Source organism: Rhodobacter maris (assembly GCF_900217815.1).
Classification (GTDB): domain Bacteria; phylum Pseudomonadota; class Alphaproteobacteria; order Rhodobacterales; family Rhodobacteraceae; genus Rhodobacter; species Rhodobacter maris.
In genome coordinates this window covers 12,720-27,602 of sequence record NZ_OBMT01000006.1, presented here as the reverse complement: position 1 = coordinate 27,602, position 14,883 = coordinate 12,720, and the positions used below count along the sequence as shown (strand labels likewise).

17 protein-coding genes and 1 tRNA gene are annotated in these 14,883 nt (G+C 66.1%); 3 read left to right on the top strand and 15 right to left on the bottom strand.

Going from position 1 to position 14,883, the window contains the following annotated elements; translation table 11 throughout:
• From CRO22_RS09960 to CRO22_RS09895, 14 genes are all read right to left on the bottom strand, one after another.
• Positions 1-567, bottom strand: coding sequence for an HK97 family phage prohead protease (locus CRO22_RS09960; RefSeq protein WP_097069999.1), 567 nt, complete (start codon positions 565-567; stop codon positions 1-3).
• A gap of 9 nt (positions 568-576) precedes the next feature.
• Positions 577-810, bottom strand: coding sequence for a GTA head formation protein, RCAP_rcc01685 family (locus tag CRO22_RS09955; protein ID WP_097069998.1), 234 nt, complete (start codon positions 808-810; stop codon positions 577-579).
• A gap of 2 nt (positions 811-812) precedes the next feature.
• Positions 813-1,991, bottom strand: coding sequence for a phage portal protein (locus CRO22_RS09950; protein ID WP_097069997.1), 1,179 nt, complete (start codon positions 1,989-1,991; stop codon positions 813-815).
• Positions 1,992-2,136: 145 nt separating this feature from the next.
• Positions 2,137-3,510: a DNA-packaging protein gene (locus tag CRO22_RS09945; RefSeq protein WP_176518609.1), complete on the bottom strand. Its 1,374-nt coding sequence runs from the start codon at positions 3,508-3,510 to the stop codon at positions 2,137-2,139.
• Entirely contained in the window at positions 3,440-3,775 is a 336-nt protein-coding gene (locus tag CRO22_RS09940) for a hypothetical protein (protein WP_097069996.1), read from the bottom strand. Before CRO22_RS09940 ends, CRO22_RS09945 begins: the two co-directional genes overlap by 71 nt.
• Before the next feature lie 223 nt (positions 3,776-3,998).
• Entirely contained in the window at positions 3,999-5,153 is a 1,155-nt protein-coding gene (mltG, locus tag CRO22_RS09935) for an endolytic transglycosylase MltG (RefSeq protein ID WP_176518620.1), read from the bottom strand.
• A 5-nt stretch (positions 5,154-5,158) separates the two neighbouring features.
• The gene (gene fabF, locus CRO22_RS09930; RefSeq protein WP_097069995.1) at positions 5,159-6,421 is read right to left on the bottom strand and encodes a beta-ketoacyl-ACP synthase II; all 1,263 of its coding nucleotides are present in this window, start codon (positions 6,419-6,421) and stop codon (positions 5,159-5,161) included.
• Between the two features lie 101 nt (positions 6,422-6,522).
• Entirely contained in the window at positions 6,523-7,068 is a 546-nt protein-coding gene (thpR, locus tag CRO22_RS09925; protein WP_176518608.1) for an RNA 2',3'-cyclic phosphodiesterase, read from the bottom strand.
• Positions 7,069-7,129: 61 nt separating this feature from the next.
• The gene (gene dps, locus CRO22_RS09920; protein ID WP_245860938.1) at positions 7,130-7,651 is read right to left on the bottom strand and encodes a DNA starvation/stationary phase protection protein Dps; all 522 of its coding nucleotides are present in this window, start codon (positions 7,649-7,651) and stop codon (positions 7,130-7,132) included.
• Positions 7,652-7,751: 100 nt separating this feature from the next.
• Positions 7,752-7,985 (bottom strand): acyl carrier protein, encoded by a 234-nt coding sequence (locus CRO22_RS09915; RefSeq protein WP_097069993.1) that lies wholly within the window; start codon positions 7,983-7,985, stop codon positions 7,752-7,754.
• 202 nt (positions 7,986-8,187) lie between these two features.
• The gene (gene fabG / locus CRO22_RS09910) at positions 8,188-8,925 is read right to left on the bottom strand and encodes a 3-oxoacyl-[acyl-carrier-protein] reductase (protein WP_097069992.1); all 738 of its coding nucleotides are present in this window, start codon (positions 8,923-8,925) and stop codon (positions 8,188-8,190) included.
• A 78-nt stretch (positions 8,926-9,003) separates the two neighbouring features.
• Entirely contained in the window at positions 9,004-9,933 is a 930-nt protein-coding gene (fabD, locus tag CRO22_RS09905; protein ID WP_097069991.1) for an ACP S-malonyltransferase, read from the bottom strand.
• Positions 9,934-10,065: 132 nt separating this feature from the next.
• Positions 10,066-11,475, bottom strand: coding sequence for a type I glutamate--ammonia ligase (gene glnA, locus CRO22_RS09900; RefSeq protein WP_097069990.1), 1,410 nt, complete (start codon positions 11,473-11,475; stop codon positions 10,066-10,068).
• A 58-nt stretch (positions 11,476-11,533) separates the two neighbouring features.
• A complete protein-coding gene (locus CRO22_RS09895) occupies positions 11,534-11,872 on the bottom strand; it encodes a P-II family nitrogen regulator (RefSeq protein WP_097069989.1) in 339 nt (112 codons plus the stop codon).
• Between the two features lie 171 nt (positions 11,873-12,043).
• Between CRO22_RS09895 and CRO22_RS19395 the strand changes: the two genes are divergently transcribed.
• Positions 12,044-12,742: an NAD(P)H-hydrate epimerase gene (locus CRO22_RS19395; RefSeq protein ID WP_342745173.1), complete on the top strand. Its 699-nt coding sequence runs from the start codon at positions 12,044-12,046 to the stop codon at positions 12,740-12,742.
• Positions 12,743-12,814: 72 nt separating this feature from the next.
• The gene (locus CRO22_RS19390; protein WP_342745172.1) at positions 12,815-13,669 is read left to right on the top strand and encodes an NAD(P)H-hydrate dehydratase; all 855 of its coding nucleotides are present in this window, start codon (positions 12,815-12,817) and stop codon (positions 13,667-13,669) included.
• A 3-nt stretch (positions 13,670-13,672) separates the two neighbouring features.
• On the opposite strand, the gene CRO22_RS09885 is transcribed toward CRO22_RS19390, so the two are convergent.
• On the bottom strand, positions 13,673-14,215 hold the full coding sequence (locus tag CRO22_RS09885) for a Hint domain-containing protein (protein ID WP_097069988.1): 543 nt from the start codon (positions 14,213-14,215) through the stop codon (positions 13,673-13,675).
• Between the two features lie 337 nt (positions 14,216-14,552).
• Between CRO22_RS09885 and CRO22_RS09880 the strand changes: the two genes are divergently transcribed.
• A tRNA-Leu gene (locus CRO22_RS09880) sits at positions 14,553-14,635 on the top strand.
• Positions 14,636-14,883: the final 248 nt, after the last annotated feature.

Below are 14,883 nucleotides of genomic sequence, written 5' to 3'. Positions count from 1 at the left end.
TCAGGCGGGCGCGACGCGCGCCGCCATCTCTGCACTGGCATTGCGCAGCACCGCGGCGAGCGCGCGCCAGGCCTCCGCCTCCGGGCCCCCGCTCTTCGCCGCCACCCGCGCCTCGCGCAGCATCGGGAAGGTCACGAGCGAGACCTCCCAAAGCTCGAGCTCCGAAAGCAGCCGCTGCCCCTTGCCGTCGCGCTCCGCCGCAATCGTGCGATAGCCGATCGAGAGCCCGTCAATCGCTCCCGCACCGATCAGCGCCGCCGCCTCGCGCGCCCGCGCCACCTCGGGCAGGAGCCGGCCTTTGACGTAAAGCCCCCGCGCATCCTCGACGATCTCCTCCCAGACCCCGATCGGCTCGGCCGGATCATGCTGCCAGAGCATCTTGACCGAGCCGCCCCGCGCCTTCAGCCGCGCGAGCGCACGGGCAAAGGCGCCCGGCTGCACGCAATCGCCGCCCTGATCGGGCTGGCCGAAAAGGCTCGCATAGCCCTCAAGCCTCAGCCCGTCGGCGACCTGCACCGGCGCCTGCCCGGCACAGAATTTCACTTCCAGCCTCTCGTCGTGATCCATGCTCTCCCCTCATTTCGGCACATATTCCACGATGCCCTGAACCGCCTGCGTCAGGATCACCGCGACCACGCCGTAAACTGTCATCCAGAGCCGCTTCTCGAGCCGCTCGATCAGCGCCTCGATCCGCTCAAGCCGCCGGTCCACCTGGGTGAACTGCAGCTCCATGATCCGCTCCGTCGCCTCGAAGCGCTGCTCATGCACTTCGAAAGGTTCCTTCAGATAGCGCGAGCCCCCCGTCGCCATCCTCACTCCGCCGGGGCCGCGGGCAGCCCCAGAAGCCCCCGCTTCTCGGCATCGGAAAGGAAGCTCGCGCCGCTGATCCGCGCCCAAAGCTGGTCGCGCTCGCCCGAAAGCGCGGGGATCTGATCAAGATCCGGGCGCAGCACGACCGTGACGCCAAGAAAACCCGAGAGCCACCAGGCCAGCGCGGCCGAAACGCGGGTCAGAAGCGGCAGCACGGTGAGGCGGTAAAACGCCCGGTTCGCCTCGGCATAATTGGCATAGGTCGCATCGCCCGGAATGCCCAGAAGCATCGGCGGCACGCCAAACGCCACCGCAATCTCGCGCGCCGCGGCGGCCTTCGTCTCGTGAAACTCCATGTCGGAGGGCGAAAAGCCCATCGGCTTCCAGTCGAGCCCACCTTCGAGCAGCATCGGCCGCCCGGCATTGCGCGCGCCCTGATGATGCGTCTCCATCTCGAACACGAGCCGGTCGTATTGCTCCGGGCTCAGCGCCCCCTGCCCGTCCGCCCCCTTGTAGATGATCGCGCCGGAAGGACGCGCGGCATTGTCCAGAAGCGCCTTCGACCAGCCACTCGCCGCATTATGCACATCGACCGCCACCGCGGCCGCCTGCATCGGGCTGAGCCCGTAATGGTCGTCGCTCGGATGGAAGCTCTTGATATGGCAGATCGGATCGGGGTGGCCGGTCATGTCGAAGCGATGCCTGCGCCCCGCCACGGCGTAATCATAGGCCACCGGCCAGCCATCCGCCCCGGGCACGACACTCATCCGGTCCGAGCGCAGCACATGGATCTCGCGCGGCAGCCCGGGGTCAGGGCATACCGCCTCCAGATAGCCGTTGCCCGAGAGCAGGATCTGGCCAAGAAGCGCCTCGAACAGCTCCGCCCGCCCCTGCCCGGCATTGGGTCGACTAACAAGATCGAGCACCGGATGGGCCTCGTAGCGCCGCGTCTCGTCGGCGCAGATCAGCGGCACCGCCGCCCCGGCCTCGGCAATCAGCTTCACCGCGCGAAAGCCAACGGGGTTTGCCGTGAACCCCGCCCGCGTCAGGCTCGCCGTGTCGCGCGCGCCCCAGACCGGCCGCCCCGCCCCCGAGGCCATCGCCACGATCCGCCCGGTGACCGAGGCCTTGCGTTCGGGGGGCGCTGCGGCGGCAGGCCTGCGAAAGAACTTCAATGCCATTGCGGTCTCCTTCTCGCAGCCCTGGACCGGGCGAAACAAGGGGCCGGAAAACCCCGGCCCGGCGGCATGCGGATCAAGGGCAGCGGCGGGGGTTTCACACCCCCGCACCCCCGTGGGATATTTCAGGCAAGATGAACGGCAGGCCTCAGAGGCCGCGCACCTGCGGGCGGCGCCACTGCGCAGCCGGGGCGATCATCAGCTCCGTCATCGCCCAGACCAGCGCATCGAGCCGGTCGGGCGAGCCGGGGCCGCGGTAGCCCGCCACCGTCATGCGGCACATCTGGTCTTCGAGCGCGCCAAGCCGGGCGGCGCGCAGATGGCGCACCCTTCCCTGTTCGTAAAGCGCCGCCACGGGCTCGGCACGCAAGGATTTGCCCCGCGCCGCGCGCAGCGCCCTGAACGGGATCAGCGGGTCGATCTGGCGGATCACGCTCTCGATCAGATCGCCGCCCTGGTTCACCTCTGCCACCAGCCGCTCCGCGCCCCAGCGCTCCATCGCCGCCACGCCCGCCCGCGCCCAGTCGGTGGGCCGACCGCGCAGCGTCGCATCCTCCAGCACATAGGCGCGCCAGTCCTGCACCGGGCCGCGCGTCACCGCTCCGGCCACCACAATCCCGCATGCGTCCGAGCCCGCCCCCGCCGTCACCGCCGGATCGAGCGCAACCACGATCCGGTCGAGCGGCGGCAGCACGTCGATCCGGGCGGCCTCAAGCGCCGCCGTGGTCCAGAGCGCGCCCTCGACATCCTCGAGCAGCACCCCCTCCAGCTCCTGCCGCCCAAGCCGCGTGCCGCCATAGCGCGCCGTGACCTCCTCCAAAAAGCTCTGCGCGAGATAGGCCCGGTTTGCCTCGGTCGGCGCATGGGTGACGACTGTCGAAGGATTGTTCAAAATCGCTTTCAGCGCGCCCACATTGCGCGGCGTCGTGGTGATCACCTGCTGCGGATGATCGCCCAAGCGAAGCGCGAATTGCAGCATGTCCCAGGCCTCCTCGGCGCGCCTCCACTTGGCCAGCTCATCTGCCCAGGCGGCATCGAATTGCGGCCCCCGCAAAGCCTCCGGCTCCTGTGCTGAAAAGGCCTGCGCCGTCGCCCCGTTCGGCCAGACCAGACAGCGTCGGGTCGCCTCCCAGACCGGGCGGCGATCGGGGGGCGACGAGGCGAGGATGCCGCTCTCGCCAAACACCATCACCTCGCGCACCTGATCATAGGTCTCCCCCAAAAGCGCGATGCGGCGCGCCTGCCCCGGCGCCTCGGGCGTGGCGCCCTCCACCACAGCCCGCACCCATTCCGCGCCCGCGCGGGTCTTGCCCGCCCCGCGCCCGCCCAGGATCACCCAGCTTTTCCAATCCCCAAGCGGCGGCAGTTGATGCGGCAGCGCCCAAAACTCGAACAGCCAGGGCAGCGCGAGCAGCGCCCCCTCGCTGAGCCCGCTCAAAAACGTATCCACCTCATCGGGCGTCGCGCAGGCGAGCCAGGCGGCGCCCGATCTCAGCGCGGGCCGCGTCGAGGTCGAGGGCATGGCCTTCGACGGCCCCGGCAACCTGCTTGCGGAGTTTTTCGACACGTCCCCGTTCCTCCATCACCATCTGGAAAGCGACCCGCAGATCCTTGACCGCCTGCGCCGCGGTCTTCACATCTGTAGTCTCCGCCTTGGCCGAGCCGGCCCTTGCGCGCAGCCCCGCCATCGCCGCCGCCAGCTCGGCCGCGATCTCACGATAAAGCGCCTCCGTTTCCGCCAGCACATCGGCCGGAGGATCCAGTCCACCCGTTTCTCCGGTTTTCATATGTTCGCTGATCCGCCCGTCATGCCATCCGCACGCGCGCCAAGACGACGCACGAAATGAAAAAAGCGCACACGGGTAACCCGCGGCGCTTGCCCACCTCTCCTAGCATATAGCTTTTCTACCAAAGAGCGTGCGCAATGTCAAGCGCTAAATCCAGGGTTGCGCGCACAGGGTCACAAAAACCCCAGACGCTGCCGGGGTTTTGGAGAATTTTCCTGTGCGATCAGTTGCCTGAGCTTTGGGATTCGATCGCGCGCCAGCGTGCCACATTGGCGTTATGTGCCTCGAGCGTTTCGGCAAACACATGCCCGCCCGTGCCATCGGCGACGAAATAGAGATAGTCGGTCGCTTCCGGGTGCAGCGCCGCTTCGATCGCGGCCGTGCCGGGGTTGCAAATCGGCGTCGGCGGCAGCCCGTCGATCACATAGGTGTTGTAGGGCGTCGCCTTGCGCAGCTCGGATTGGCGCAGGCCCCGGCCCAGCGCCCCCTGCCCCTTGGTCACGCCATAAATCACCGTCGGGTCGGTTTGCAGCTTCATACCGCGCGCAATCCGGTTGAGGAACACGCTCGCCACCGCCGGGCGTTCTGCCGCCACGCCGGTCTCCTTCTCGACGATCGAGGCCATCACCAGCGCCTCCTCAGGGGTCTTGTAAGGCAGCCCCTCGGCGCGGTTCTCCCAGGCGGTCGCCAGCGCAATCGCCTGCCGCGCCGCCATATCCGCCAGCAGATCCTCGCGCTTCGCACCGCGCTTGATCTCGTAGCTGTCGGGCGAGAGCGTGCCCTCGGCCGGGATCTCCTTCACCTCGCCAGTGAGGAAATCAGCCGATTTCAGCGCCTCGACCACCTGCCAGCTCGTCGCGCCCTCGGCAAGCGTCACACGCAGCCGGGTGTCCGCCTTCGCCACGTCCGCGGCAAAACCCTCGGGCGCGGTCTCGGCCTTCGGGTCGAACTTTGCGGCCTCGACATATTGCCCCGTCGCCGGGTCGATCTCGCGCAAGATCATCTGCTGACCGTTCACGCCGATGCGATAGTTCAGCTCGGTGCCGCAAGTCGAGGGCCCGCCAATGGTGAGCTGCTCGACAATCCCCTCCATGGGGGCATAGGGTTTGATCAGATAGGAGCCGACCTTCAGCTTGTCGGCCTTGCCCGCATAATCGGCGCCCGCACGAAAGATATAGGCCGAGGAAATCGCCCCCTTCGCGCGCAGCTCTTCCGAAATGTCGCGAAACTTCGCGCCCGATTCAACCTGCAGGCAGATCCCCTGCGCGAGCGGCCCGGGTTCTTCATATTGCTGTTTCGCCCAGGTCACCACCCCGCCGAGCACCACCAGAAGGGCGATTGCCAGCGTCAGGAAATTGGAGACCACATTGCGCCACAGCAGCATCAGTCGCGCACCTTGCCAAGGATCACCGAGGCATTGGTGCCGCCAAAGCCGAAGCTGTTCGACATCGCAACGTCAATCTTGCGCTTGCGGGCTTCCTTCGGCGCAAGGTCGATCACCGGCGCGCCGGCGGGGGCGTCAAGGTTCAGCGTCGGCGGGGCCACCTGATCCCGGATCGCGAGGATGCAGAAGATCGCCTCCACCGCACCGGCCGCCCCAAGCAAGTGCCCGATCGCCGATTTTGTCGAAGACATCGTGGTTTGCGCCGCCGCATCGCCCAAAAGCCGCTCCACCGCCTTGAGTTCAATCGTATCGGCCATGGTCGAGGTGCCATGCGCGTTGATATAATCAATATCCGCCGGAGTGATGCCCGCGCGCGCAATCGCCGCCTTCATCGCCCGCAGCCCGCCATCGCCATCTTCCGCGGGCGCGGTGATGTGATAGGCATCGCCCGAGAGCCCATAGCCCAGCACCTCGGCATAGATCTTCGCACCACGCGCCTTGGCGTGCTCGTATTCTTCCAGCACGACCACGCCCGCGCCCTCGCCCATGACAAAACCGTCCCGGTCCTCGTCCCAAGGCCGCGAGGCGCTTTGCGGGTCATCTGCGCGCTTCGTCGACAGCGCCTTGCAGGCGTTGAACCCGGCGATCCCGATTTCCGAAATCGGGCTTTCCGCGCCGCCCGCCACCATCACATCGGCATCGCCGAGCATGATCAGCCGCGCCGCATCGCCAATCGCATGCGCCCCCGTGGCACAGGCCGTCACCACCGAATGGTTCGGCCCCTTGAAGCCAAAGCGGATCGAAACCTGCCCCGAGGCGAGGTTGATCAGCGAGGCCGGAATAAAGAAGGGCGACACGCGCCGCGGCCCCTTCTCCTTGATCAGGATCGCGTTTTCCGCAATCGTCTGCAGCCCGCCGATGCCTGAGCCGATCATCACGCCGGTGCGCTCGCGGGCCTCAAGGTCTTCCGGCTCCCAGCCCGAGTCCTTCACCGCCTGCGTCGCCGCCGCCATCGCATAAAGGATGAACTCGTCAACCTTGCGCTGCTCCTTCGGCTCCATCCAGTGATCGGGGTTGAAGGTGCCGTCAGAGCCGTCGCCCCGCGGCACTTCGCAGGCATATTTCGTCGTCACGGCAGAGGCGTCAAAGCGGGTGATCGGCCCCGCCCCCGACTGCCCGGCCAGAAGCCGCGACCAGGTTTCCTCCACTCCGCAAGCCAGCGGCGTGACCATCCCCAGACCCGTAACGACAACCCGACGCATGCGCGGACCCCTTTGATAAGTTTCGTCCCCGGCCTTCTACACGCGCCCTTCCCCCCGCGCAACGCCATGCACCGCCGCAGGCGGGCTTTCGCCCTGCCTTTTCAAGGTTCGGGATAGTCCGCCAGCACCTCGTAACGCGCGCCCTCCCGGCTCAGATGCGAGGCCAGGAGCGCGAAACGCTCCACCCGCCAACCCGGCAACACCACATCGCCGCGCGCCTGCATCAAGGCGCCCAGCTTCGCCGCCGCGCCGGGGCCGAAGCTCTTGCCAAACCGTGCAATCGTCACATGCGGGCGGAACCGGCGCCGCTCAAGCACCACCCCCGCGCGCCGCACGGCTTGCGCAACTTTCGCCTGCAGCGCTTCCAGCGCCGGGTTTGGCCGCGCGTTCAGCACGAGCGTTTCAACCCGATCCGGCGCGCCATACGTATCGAGCCCCGCCAGTGCGATCTCAAACGGCACAAAACGCAGCACCTCCAGCGCCTCATGCACGGCCTCCAGTGCAGGCCGCTCCAGATCGCCCAGAAACGCAAGCGTCAGATGCAGGTTCTCCTCGTCCACCGGGCGGCCACAGCCAAGCTGCGCCTGCAGCTCCGCCACCCCCTCCCAAAGCGCCTCGGCGAGCATCACCCCCACAAAGACCCGCATCATCCCCCTCCATACGAAAACGGCGCCCCAAAGGGCGCCGCCTGAGCCAAGCTCTCCCCGATCAATCGAGGTGAGCGTGCAGGAACCAAAGGTCCTTGTCCATCTGCCGCGAGGCGGCGGTGAGCACGTCGGCGGTGTCGGCATCGCCCGCCTTCTCGGTCGCCTCGATGCCGCGGCGCAGCTTCGCGCCGAGCTGGCGCATGCGCTCGGAAAGCTCCGAAATATGCGCCTCCGCCTTGGTCAGATCGAGCGGATAGGGTTGCAGCTCGGAGAATTTCGTCACCGCCTCAAGCGTGCCGAGCGCCACCCCGTCGAGGATCTGCACCCGCTCCGCGAGGGTGTCGATCTGCGCCTGCACACGCCCGTGAACCTGATCAAGGAGCTCGTGCACGGCAATGAAATTCGCCCCCCTGACGCTCCAATGCGCCTGTTTCAGCGCCAGAGCGAGCGCGATCTCATCCGCCAGACAGGCATTGAGCACCTCGATCGAGACCTTGCGCGCATTGGGTTCGAGCCCCTGCAGATCCACCGAAAGCGCCGCCGGTTTCGACATGTTTCTGAGGCTTTGAACATTGACGGTCATCGTCATCTCCTTTGCAGTTTCGTCTCGGCCCGCAGGCCGTTTGTGCAAAGGAAAACGGCGCCCGAGGGGGCGCCGTTCCATGAATTCTTTATTTTTCCGCTCAGGCGGCTTCGGTGATGAACTTCACCGCATCGCCGAAAGTCTGGATGGTTTCGGCCGCATCATCCGGGATCTCGATGCCGAATTCTTCTTCGAAAGCCATCACCAGTTCCACGGTGTCAAGGCTGTCCGCGCCCAGATCGTCGATGAAGGAGGCGGTCTCGGTGACCTTTTCCTCTTCCACGCCCAGATGCTCCACGACGATCTTTTTCACGCGATCCGCGATGTCGCTCATGTTTCTTCCTCAGTTCGGGGGCACGTTGGCCCAGCCCTTCAGTGCTCGTGCGAGCGGCTTGATTGCCCTGTCACTCAGGGCTGCCGCGAGCCGGGGGAGCCCCCCGTCCCGTCCTCGCCGCTCTTACCACGTTCCCGCCACAAGGCAAGCCGTTTTGCTCGCCCGGATTGCCCCGCGGCAGGGGCAATCCGTCACACCAGCTTCAGATCATCGCCATGCCGCCATTGACGCTGAGCGTCGCGCCGGTGACATAGCCCGCCTCGGGCGAGGCGAGGTAAAGAACGGCCGCCGCGATCTCTTCGGGCAGGCCCATTCGCCCGGCCGGGATCTGGCCGAGGATCTTGCCCTTCTGCTCGTCATTGAGCTTGTCGGTCATCGCCGTGGCGATGAAGCCCGGCGCCACGCAGTTCACCGTGATGCCGCGGCTCGCCACCTCATAGGCGAGCGATTTCGACATCCCCACGAGCCCCGCCTTGGCGGCGGCATAGTTGCCCTGCCCCGGATTGCCGGTCTGGCCCACAACCGAGGTGATGGTGACGATCCGGCCCCAGCGTGCCTTCATCATGCCGCGCAAAACGCCGCGCATCAGCCGGAATGACGAGGTGAGATTGACGTCGATCACCGATTGCCACTCGTCATCCGACATCCGCATGAAGAGGTTGTCGCGGGTGATACCGGCATTGTTGACAAGGATGTCAAGCGATCCCATCGCCGCCGCGGCCGCCTTGGGCAGCGCCTCGACCGAGTCGGGGTCCGAAAGGTTCGCCGGGCAGACAAACGCGCCCGCGCCCAGTTCGGCCGCCAGCGCCTCGAGCGGTTCCACCCGCGTTCCAGAGAGCGCAACCTTCGCACCCGCGCCATGCAGCGCCTTGGCGATCTCGCCGCCAATGCCGCCCGAAGCGCCCGTCACCAGCGCCGTTTTCCCAGTCAGATCAAACATCTGAAAACCCTTCCTGTGGTGGCTTTTCATTGTGCCACATATGCTTCCGGGGTCCGGGGGGCAGCGCCCCCGGCCTGCTCAGCCCTTGAGCGCCGCAATATCCTCGGGCGCGCCCACGGCCTTCAGCGCCGTCTCCTTCGCGATCCGCTTCACCATGCCCGAGAGCGCTTTGCCCGCGCCAACTTCCCAGATCTCGGTCACGCCCTGCGCCGCCATCCACAAGACCGACTCGCGCCAGCGCACCGAGCCCGTCACCTGCTCCACGAGAAGCGCGCGGATCAGATCGGGGCTGGAGACCGCCTCGGCGCGCACATTCGCCACCACCGGCACCACCGGCGCCGAGATCGCCACATCGGCGAGCGCCGCCGCCATCGCTTCGGCAGCCGGCCGCATCAGCGCGCAATGGAAGGGTGCCGAGACGGGCAGCATCACCGCGCGTTTCGCACCCCGTCCCTTGGCGATCTCGACCGCGCGTTCGACCGCGGCCTTGTGGCCGGACACAACCACCTGGCCCGGGTCGTTGTCATTCGCCGCCTGACACACCTCGCCCTGCGCGGCCTCGGCCGCCACCTCGGCAGCGGTGGCGAAATCGAGCCCGAGGAGTGCCGCCATCGCGCCGATCCCCACCGGCACCGCCGATTGCATCGCCGCGCCGCGGATGCGCAATAGCAGTGCCGTATCCGAAAGGCTCAACGCCCCCGCCGCACAAAGCGCGGAATATTCGCCGAGGCTGTGGCCTGCCACATAATCCGCCCCGCCGATGCCGAAACCCTCCGCCTCGAGCGCTTTCACCGCCGCCATCGAGGTGGCCATCAGCGCGGGCTGGGCGTTCGCCGTCAGCGTCAGATCGGCAATATCTCCCTCCCAGATCAACGCCGAGAGCTTCTCGCCAAGTGCCGCATCGACTTCCTCGAACACGGCCCTCGCCTCCGGATAGGCCTCGGCGAGCGCCTTGCCCATCCCGATCGTCTGCGCCCCTTGACCGGGGAACACCCATGCCACGCTCATGCCCGCCTCCTTGGTAAACCTGGCTTTCTCTAGCCTGACGTCGCGTCCGGTTCAACTGGAGCGGCCAAATGGTCGCGGGGTCAAACGAAAAGGGCGCTCCGAAGAGCGCCCTTCCCGTGCCTGTTCTGCCTCTCAGCAGGAATAGTACATCTGGTATTCGACCGGGTGGGGGGTGTGCTCATAGGCGTACACTTCTTCCCACTTGAGGGCCATGTAGCCTTCGAGCTGGTCTTTGGTGAACACGTCGCCCGCGAGCAGGAAGTCGTGATCTTTTTCCAGCTCTTCAAGCGCTTCACGGAGCGAACCGCAAACGGTCGGGATCGCGGCCAGTTCTTCCGGCGGCAGATCGTAGAGGTCTTTGTCCGAAGCCGGGCCCGGATCGATCTTGTTCTTGATGCCGTCGAGGCCGGCCATCAGGAGCGCTGCGAACGCCAGATAGGGGTTCGCCGCCGGATCGGGGAAGCGGGCTTCCACACGTTTCGCCTTCGGCGATTCGGTCCACGGAATACGCACGCAGCCCGAGCGGTTGCGCGCGGAGAAGGCACGCAGCACCGGAGCTTCGAAGCCCGGGATCAGACGCTTGTAGGAGTTGGTCGCCGGGTTGGTCAGCGCGTTGAGCGCTTTCGCATGCTTGAGGATCCCGCCGATGAAGTAGAGCGCCTCTTGGCTCAGGTCGGCGTATTTGTCACCGGCAAAGAGCGGCTTGCCGTCTTTCCAGATCGACATGTTCACGTGCATGCCCGAGCCGTTGTCGCCTTTCATCGGCTTCGGCATGAAGGTCACGGTCTTGCCATAGGCATGCGCGACGTTCTGGATGACGTATTTGTATTTCAGGATGTTGTCGGCTTGCTTGGTGAGCGAACCGAAGATCAGCCCGAGTTCGTGCTGGCAGGTCGCCACTTCGTGGTGATGCTTGTCGACGCTCATGCCCATGCGCTTCATGGTCGAGAGCATTTCCGAGCGCAGGTCTTGCGCTTCGTCGACCGGGTTCACCGGGAAGTAGCCGCCCTTGTGGCCGGCGCGGTGGGCGAGGTTGCCCATCTCGATTTCCGCATCCGTGTTCCAGGCCGCCGCTTCGGCGTCGATCTGGTAGGCCACTTTCGCCGGGGTCACCGAGTAGCGCACGTCATCAAAGATGAAGAATTCGGCTTCCGGGCCGAAGTAGGCGACGTCACCGATACCCGAGGACTTCAGATAGGCTTCCGCTTTCAGCGCGGTGCCGCGCGGGTCGCGCGAATAGGCCTCGCCGGTGTCGGGCTCAACAACGTTGCAGTGCACGCACATGGTTTTTTCGGCGTAGAACGGGTCGATGTAGACCGATTCCGCATCCGGGATCAGTTTCATGTCCGACTGGTCAATCGATTTCCAGCCGGCGATCGAGGAACCGTCGAACATGAAGCCTTCTTCGAAGAAGTCTTCATCCACGAGGTCAGCCATCAGCGTCACGTGCTGAAGCTTGCCGCGCGGGTCGGTGAAACGGACGTCGACATATTCGACTTCCTCCGCCGCCATCAGTTCGAGAGCCTTTTTCACTGCGCTCATTGCAACTACCCTTTCGTTGAGCATGGGTCTTGGGCCGAAGCCCGAATTTCGGAAAACCTCAGACCGCGTCTTCGCCGGTCTCGCCGGTGCGGATGCGGATTGCCTGTTCCACGGAGGAAACGAAGATCTTGCCGTCACCGATCTTCTCGGTACGTGCGGCGCCCACGATGGCCTCGATCGCGGTGTCGACCATCTCGTCGGGCAACACCATCTCGATCTTCACCTTGGGCAGGAAATCGACGACATATTCGGCCCCGCGATAAAGCTCGGTATGGCCTTTTTGCCGACCGAAGCCCTTCACCTCGATCACGCTGAGCCCCTGAATCCCCGCTTCCTGAAGCGCTTCTTTCACTTCATCGAGCTTGAAAGGCTTGATGATCGCCTCGACCTTCTTCATGCGCCGACTCCCCCTTTCGATCTTGCCGCACCTCTCACACCACTTTCCCGTCCGCCCCGCAATCGACTAGCCTCGCCCATGCCGGTGCCGCCCGGGGATTCCCGAAGTCGTGATGCGAATTTAATCGCAAAGATCCTTTTTTGAGCAAATGGAGAACTGGGAAAACGACAAATGCCACAAATCGTCACAACCGCCCAAATGCGCGCCATCGAACAAACAGCGATCGCCTCGGGCAGGGTCTCCGGACCCGCGCTGATGGAACGCGCGGGCGCGGGCGCTGTCGAGGCGCTCTTCGAGACCTGGCCCGACCTGGCTGCCGCGCCCGGCAGAGCCGCAGTGCTTTGCGGGCCGGGCAACAATGGCGGCGATGGCTATGTGATCGCGCGGCTGTTGCGGGCGCGCGGCTGGTATCTTGATATCTTCCATATCGGTGATGTGCGAAGACTTCCCCCGGATGCGGCGCAGGCATACGGGCTCTGGCGCGCATGCGGAAAAGTGCATTCTCTGCACACCTTGACACGGATCATCCGGAAAGCCGCACCCCCTCGTTATGCGCTCCTGATCGACGCAGGCTTCGGGATCGGCCTCTCGCGCCCGCTGCCCGAGCCTCTCCGCGCGATCTTCGCGGCGCAGAGCCGCCGCGCGCTGGCCCGGCGCGTGGTCGCAATCGACATTCCCTCGGGCCTTGACGCCGATACCGGCGCCGTGCTGCAGCCCGTCGACGCGCCGATGGACGAGGCGCCAGCCTGCGCGGGCCTTGCCTGCACCGCCGATCTCACCGTCACCTTTCATGCCGCCAAACCCGGCCATCTGCGTGGCGCAGGGCCCGGATTGTGCGGCAAACTCGTGGTGAAATCCATTGGTCTCTAAATTCTGCGACAGATTCACCCTTTTCAGACAAAGGTTGTAAGATATGCTTCGCCCGCAACCCCGGAGGCATCGATGATCCGCCAGATCACCCTGACCGAGACGATGCGCGCGGCGCTCCGCAAAGGCGTCGAAGATCACAAATTCTCCCACGGCCACGCGCTCGTTCTTGCAGGCGGTCCGGGGCGCGGCGGCGCGGCACGGCTCGCCGCCCGGGCCGCGCTACGCGCAGGCGCTGGCCTCGTGACACTCGCCTGCCCGCAGGTGAGCCTGGCCGAGAACGCCGCGCATCTGACGGCGGTGATGCTGACCGCGCTGCCCGATGCCTATACACTGCGCGGCATGTTCGCCGACACGCGGCTGAACGCGCTCTGCCTCGGGCCGGGGCTCGGCGCACCGCGCGCGCTCGAGATGGTGCCCGGCGCGCTCTGGGGGCGCCGCGCCACGGTGCTCGACGCCGATGCGCTCACCGCTTTCGAACATGATCCCGGCCCACTCTTCAACGCGCTCCATGACAAAGTGGTGCTGACCCCGCATCCCGGTGAGTTCCGCCACCTCTTTCCCGATCTTGCCAGGGCCTGGGAGGCGGGCGAGATGTCAAAGATCGAGGCCACGAGCCGTGCCGCGGTGCGGGCGGGCTGTACGGTGCTGCTCAAGGGGCACGAGACCGTGATCGCCTCCGCCGCCGAAGAGATTGCCGTCCATTCCGCGACCGGCGAGATGGCCGCGCCCTGGCTGGCCACCGCAGGCTCGGGCGATGTGCTCGCCGGACTGATCGTCGGGTTGATGGCCCGCGGGCATAGCCCGTTCGAGGCGGCCTGCTCCGGCACCTGGCTGCATGCCGCCGCGGCACGCCAGTTTGGCCCCGGGCTGATTGCCGAAGACCTGCCCGACGCGCTGCCGGCGCTGTTTCGGGACATCGGCCTCTAGCGCTCAGGCGGCGCCGCGCCGGATCTGCAAAGGCTGGCAGCCAAGCTCCACCCCCTCGGCATAGATGATCTCGGGCGCATCGAAATGCAGCCCGTAAAGGCGCATGCGCGCGCCGGTAAGGCGGGTGATGAACTGCCCGTCGACAAGCCGCGCCACCGCAACACATTCCTGCGCCTTGCCAAAAAGCGCCTCGGCGCGCCAGCCGCGCAACAGAACCTCCGTCCCCGCCCCGAGGATGAGCGCCGCCCCCGGCCGCCCTTGACCAAGCGTGCCCGGCGCCACCCGCACCAGATCGGTGATGAGCGGCAGCGTCGTCACCGCGCGCAAGACCCGAGCCCCCGCCCGGGTCACGATCCGGTCGCCGGGGCCCAGATATTCGACCGGCAGCAGCCCGTCGAGCGTCGCCACTTCGGCCCCCGCTGTCAGCCCGGAGCGCCCGGCACGCGATGTGCCACCCGGCGCAACCGGCAAGGTGAAAACATAGGAGAGTGCCGCAGCAACCGGCCCCGGGGCCCCGCTTGCGTGCCCGGTAGGGATGTCGTCCATCGGGTATCCTGCTCGTTCGGCCTTTGGCCCTGTGGTCTTTGCGACCTTGGGCGGGAGTCTAGGCGATGTGCCCGGCGCTGGCGAGCAAAAGGTTAATTTTTGCACGCGGAGCCGGCGCAGAAAGGCCGATCGTTTCTTTTGCGCCACAACGGGCAGACGCAAGACGCCCCCCCCTCCCGCGCCGGAAGGCACGCGGCAGGTCCGACGGCGAGGCTCCCCGAGCCGGCGGCGCCCCCCGGCTTCAGGCGCCAGCCGTGACGGACAGGCAGGGCAATCTCTCGATTTCCCCATCCGCCCCCTATCCAGCGCCCTTCCCTCTTGCTAGAAGCAAGCCGATGCGGGTGTGGCGGAATTGGTAGACGCACCAGATTTAGGTTCTGGCGCCTTGGCGTGGGGGTTCGAGTCCCTTCACCCGCACCACTTTGCTCCCCCCTATCCGAGAGTGTTGCAACGCCTTGTAAAGATAGCTGGTTTCTCCGGTTTGAACGCCCGTTTTCAGGCCTACCGGCAGCGGTGCGCTGAAGACCCATCACGCTCGGCGACGCCCAGCAAAGGAGGATAGCCCTCCCCTTCGGAAAACCCTTTCTGACGCCGCGCGAGCGGCGGCCAGGACTCGGAGAAAAACCCTCGCCCCAAGCCGGGGTGCACCGGCGCCGCCGAAAGAACTC

Bases quoted from the DNA above. Each gene is read 5' to 3' on its own strand.
- CRO22_RS19395 (WP_342745173.1), top strand. From the start codon at position 12,044: ATGCCACAAATCGTCACAACCGCCCAAATGCGCGCCATCGAACAAACA.
- CRO22_RS09895 (WP_097069989.1), bottom strand. From the start codon at position 11,872: ATGAAGAAGGTCGAGGCGATCATCAAGCCTTTCAAGCTCGATGAAGTG.
- glnA (WP_097069990.1), bottom strand. From the start codon at position 11,475: ATGAGCGCAGTGAAAAAGGCTCTCGAACTGATGGCGGCGGAGGAAGTC.
- CRO22_RS09945 (WP_176518609.1), bottom strand. From the start codon at position 3,510: ATGCCCTCGACCTCGACGCGGCCCGCGCTGAGATCGGGCGCCGCCTGG.
- CRO22_RS09940 (WP_097069996.1), bottom strand. From the start codon at position 3,775: ATGAAAACCGGAGAAACGGGTGGACTGGATCCTCCGGCCGATGTGCTG.
- CRO22_RS09885 (WP_097069988.1), bottom strand. From the start codon at position 14,215: ATGGACGACATCCCTACCGGGCACGCAAGCGGGGCCCCGGGGCCGGTT.
- thpR (WP_176518608.1), bottom strand. From the start codon at position 7,068: ATGCGGGTCTTTGTGGGGGTGATGCTCGCCGAGGCGCTTTGGGAGGGG.
- CRO22_RS09915 (WP_097069993.1), bottom strand. From the start codon at position 7,985: ATGAGCGACATCGCGGATCGCGTGAAAAAGATCGTCGTGGAGCATCTG.
- dps (WP_245860938.1), bottom strand. From the start codon at position 7,651: ATGACCGTCAATGTTCAAAGCCTCAGAAACATGTCGAAACCGGCGGCG.
- CRO22_RS09950 (WP_097069997.1), bottom strand. From the start codon at position 1,991: ATGGCATTGAAGTTCTTTCGCAGGCCTGCCGCCGCAGCGCCCCCCGAA.
- CRO22_RS19390 (WP_342745172.1), top strand. From the start codon at position 12,815: ATGATCCGCCAGATCACCCTGACCGAGACGATGCGCGCGGCGCTCCGC.
- CRO22_RS09960 (WP_097069999.1), bottom strand. From the start codon at position 567: ATGGATCACGACGAGAGGCTGGAAGTGAAATTCTGTGCCGGGCAGGCG.
- fabD (WP_097069991.1), bottom strand. From the start codon at position 9,933: ATGAGCGTGGCATGGGTGTTCCCCGGTCAAGGGGCGCAGACGATCGGG.
- fabF (WP_097069995.1), bottom strand. From the start codon at position 6,421: ATGCGTCGGGTTGTCGTTACGGGTCTGGGGATGGTCACGCCGCTGGCT.
- fabG (WP_097069992.1), bottom strand. From the start codon at position 8,925: ATGTTTGATCTGACTGGGAAAACGGCGCTGGTGACGGGCGCTTCGGGC.
- CRO22_RS09955 (WP_097069998.1), bottom strand. From the start codon at position 810: ATGGCGACGGGGGGCTCGCGCTATCTGAAGGAACCTTTCGAAGTGCAT.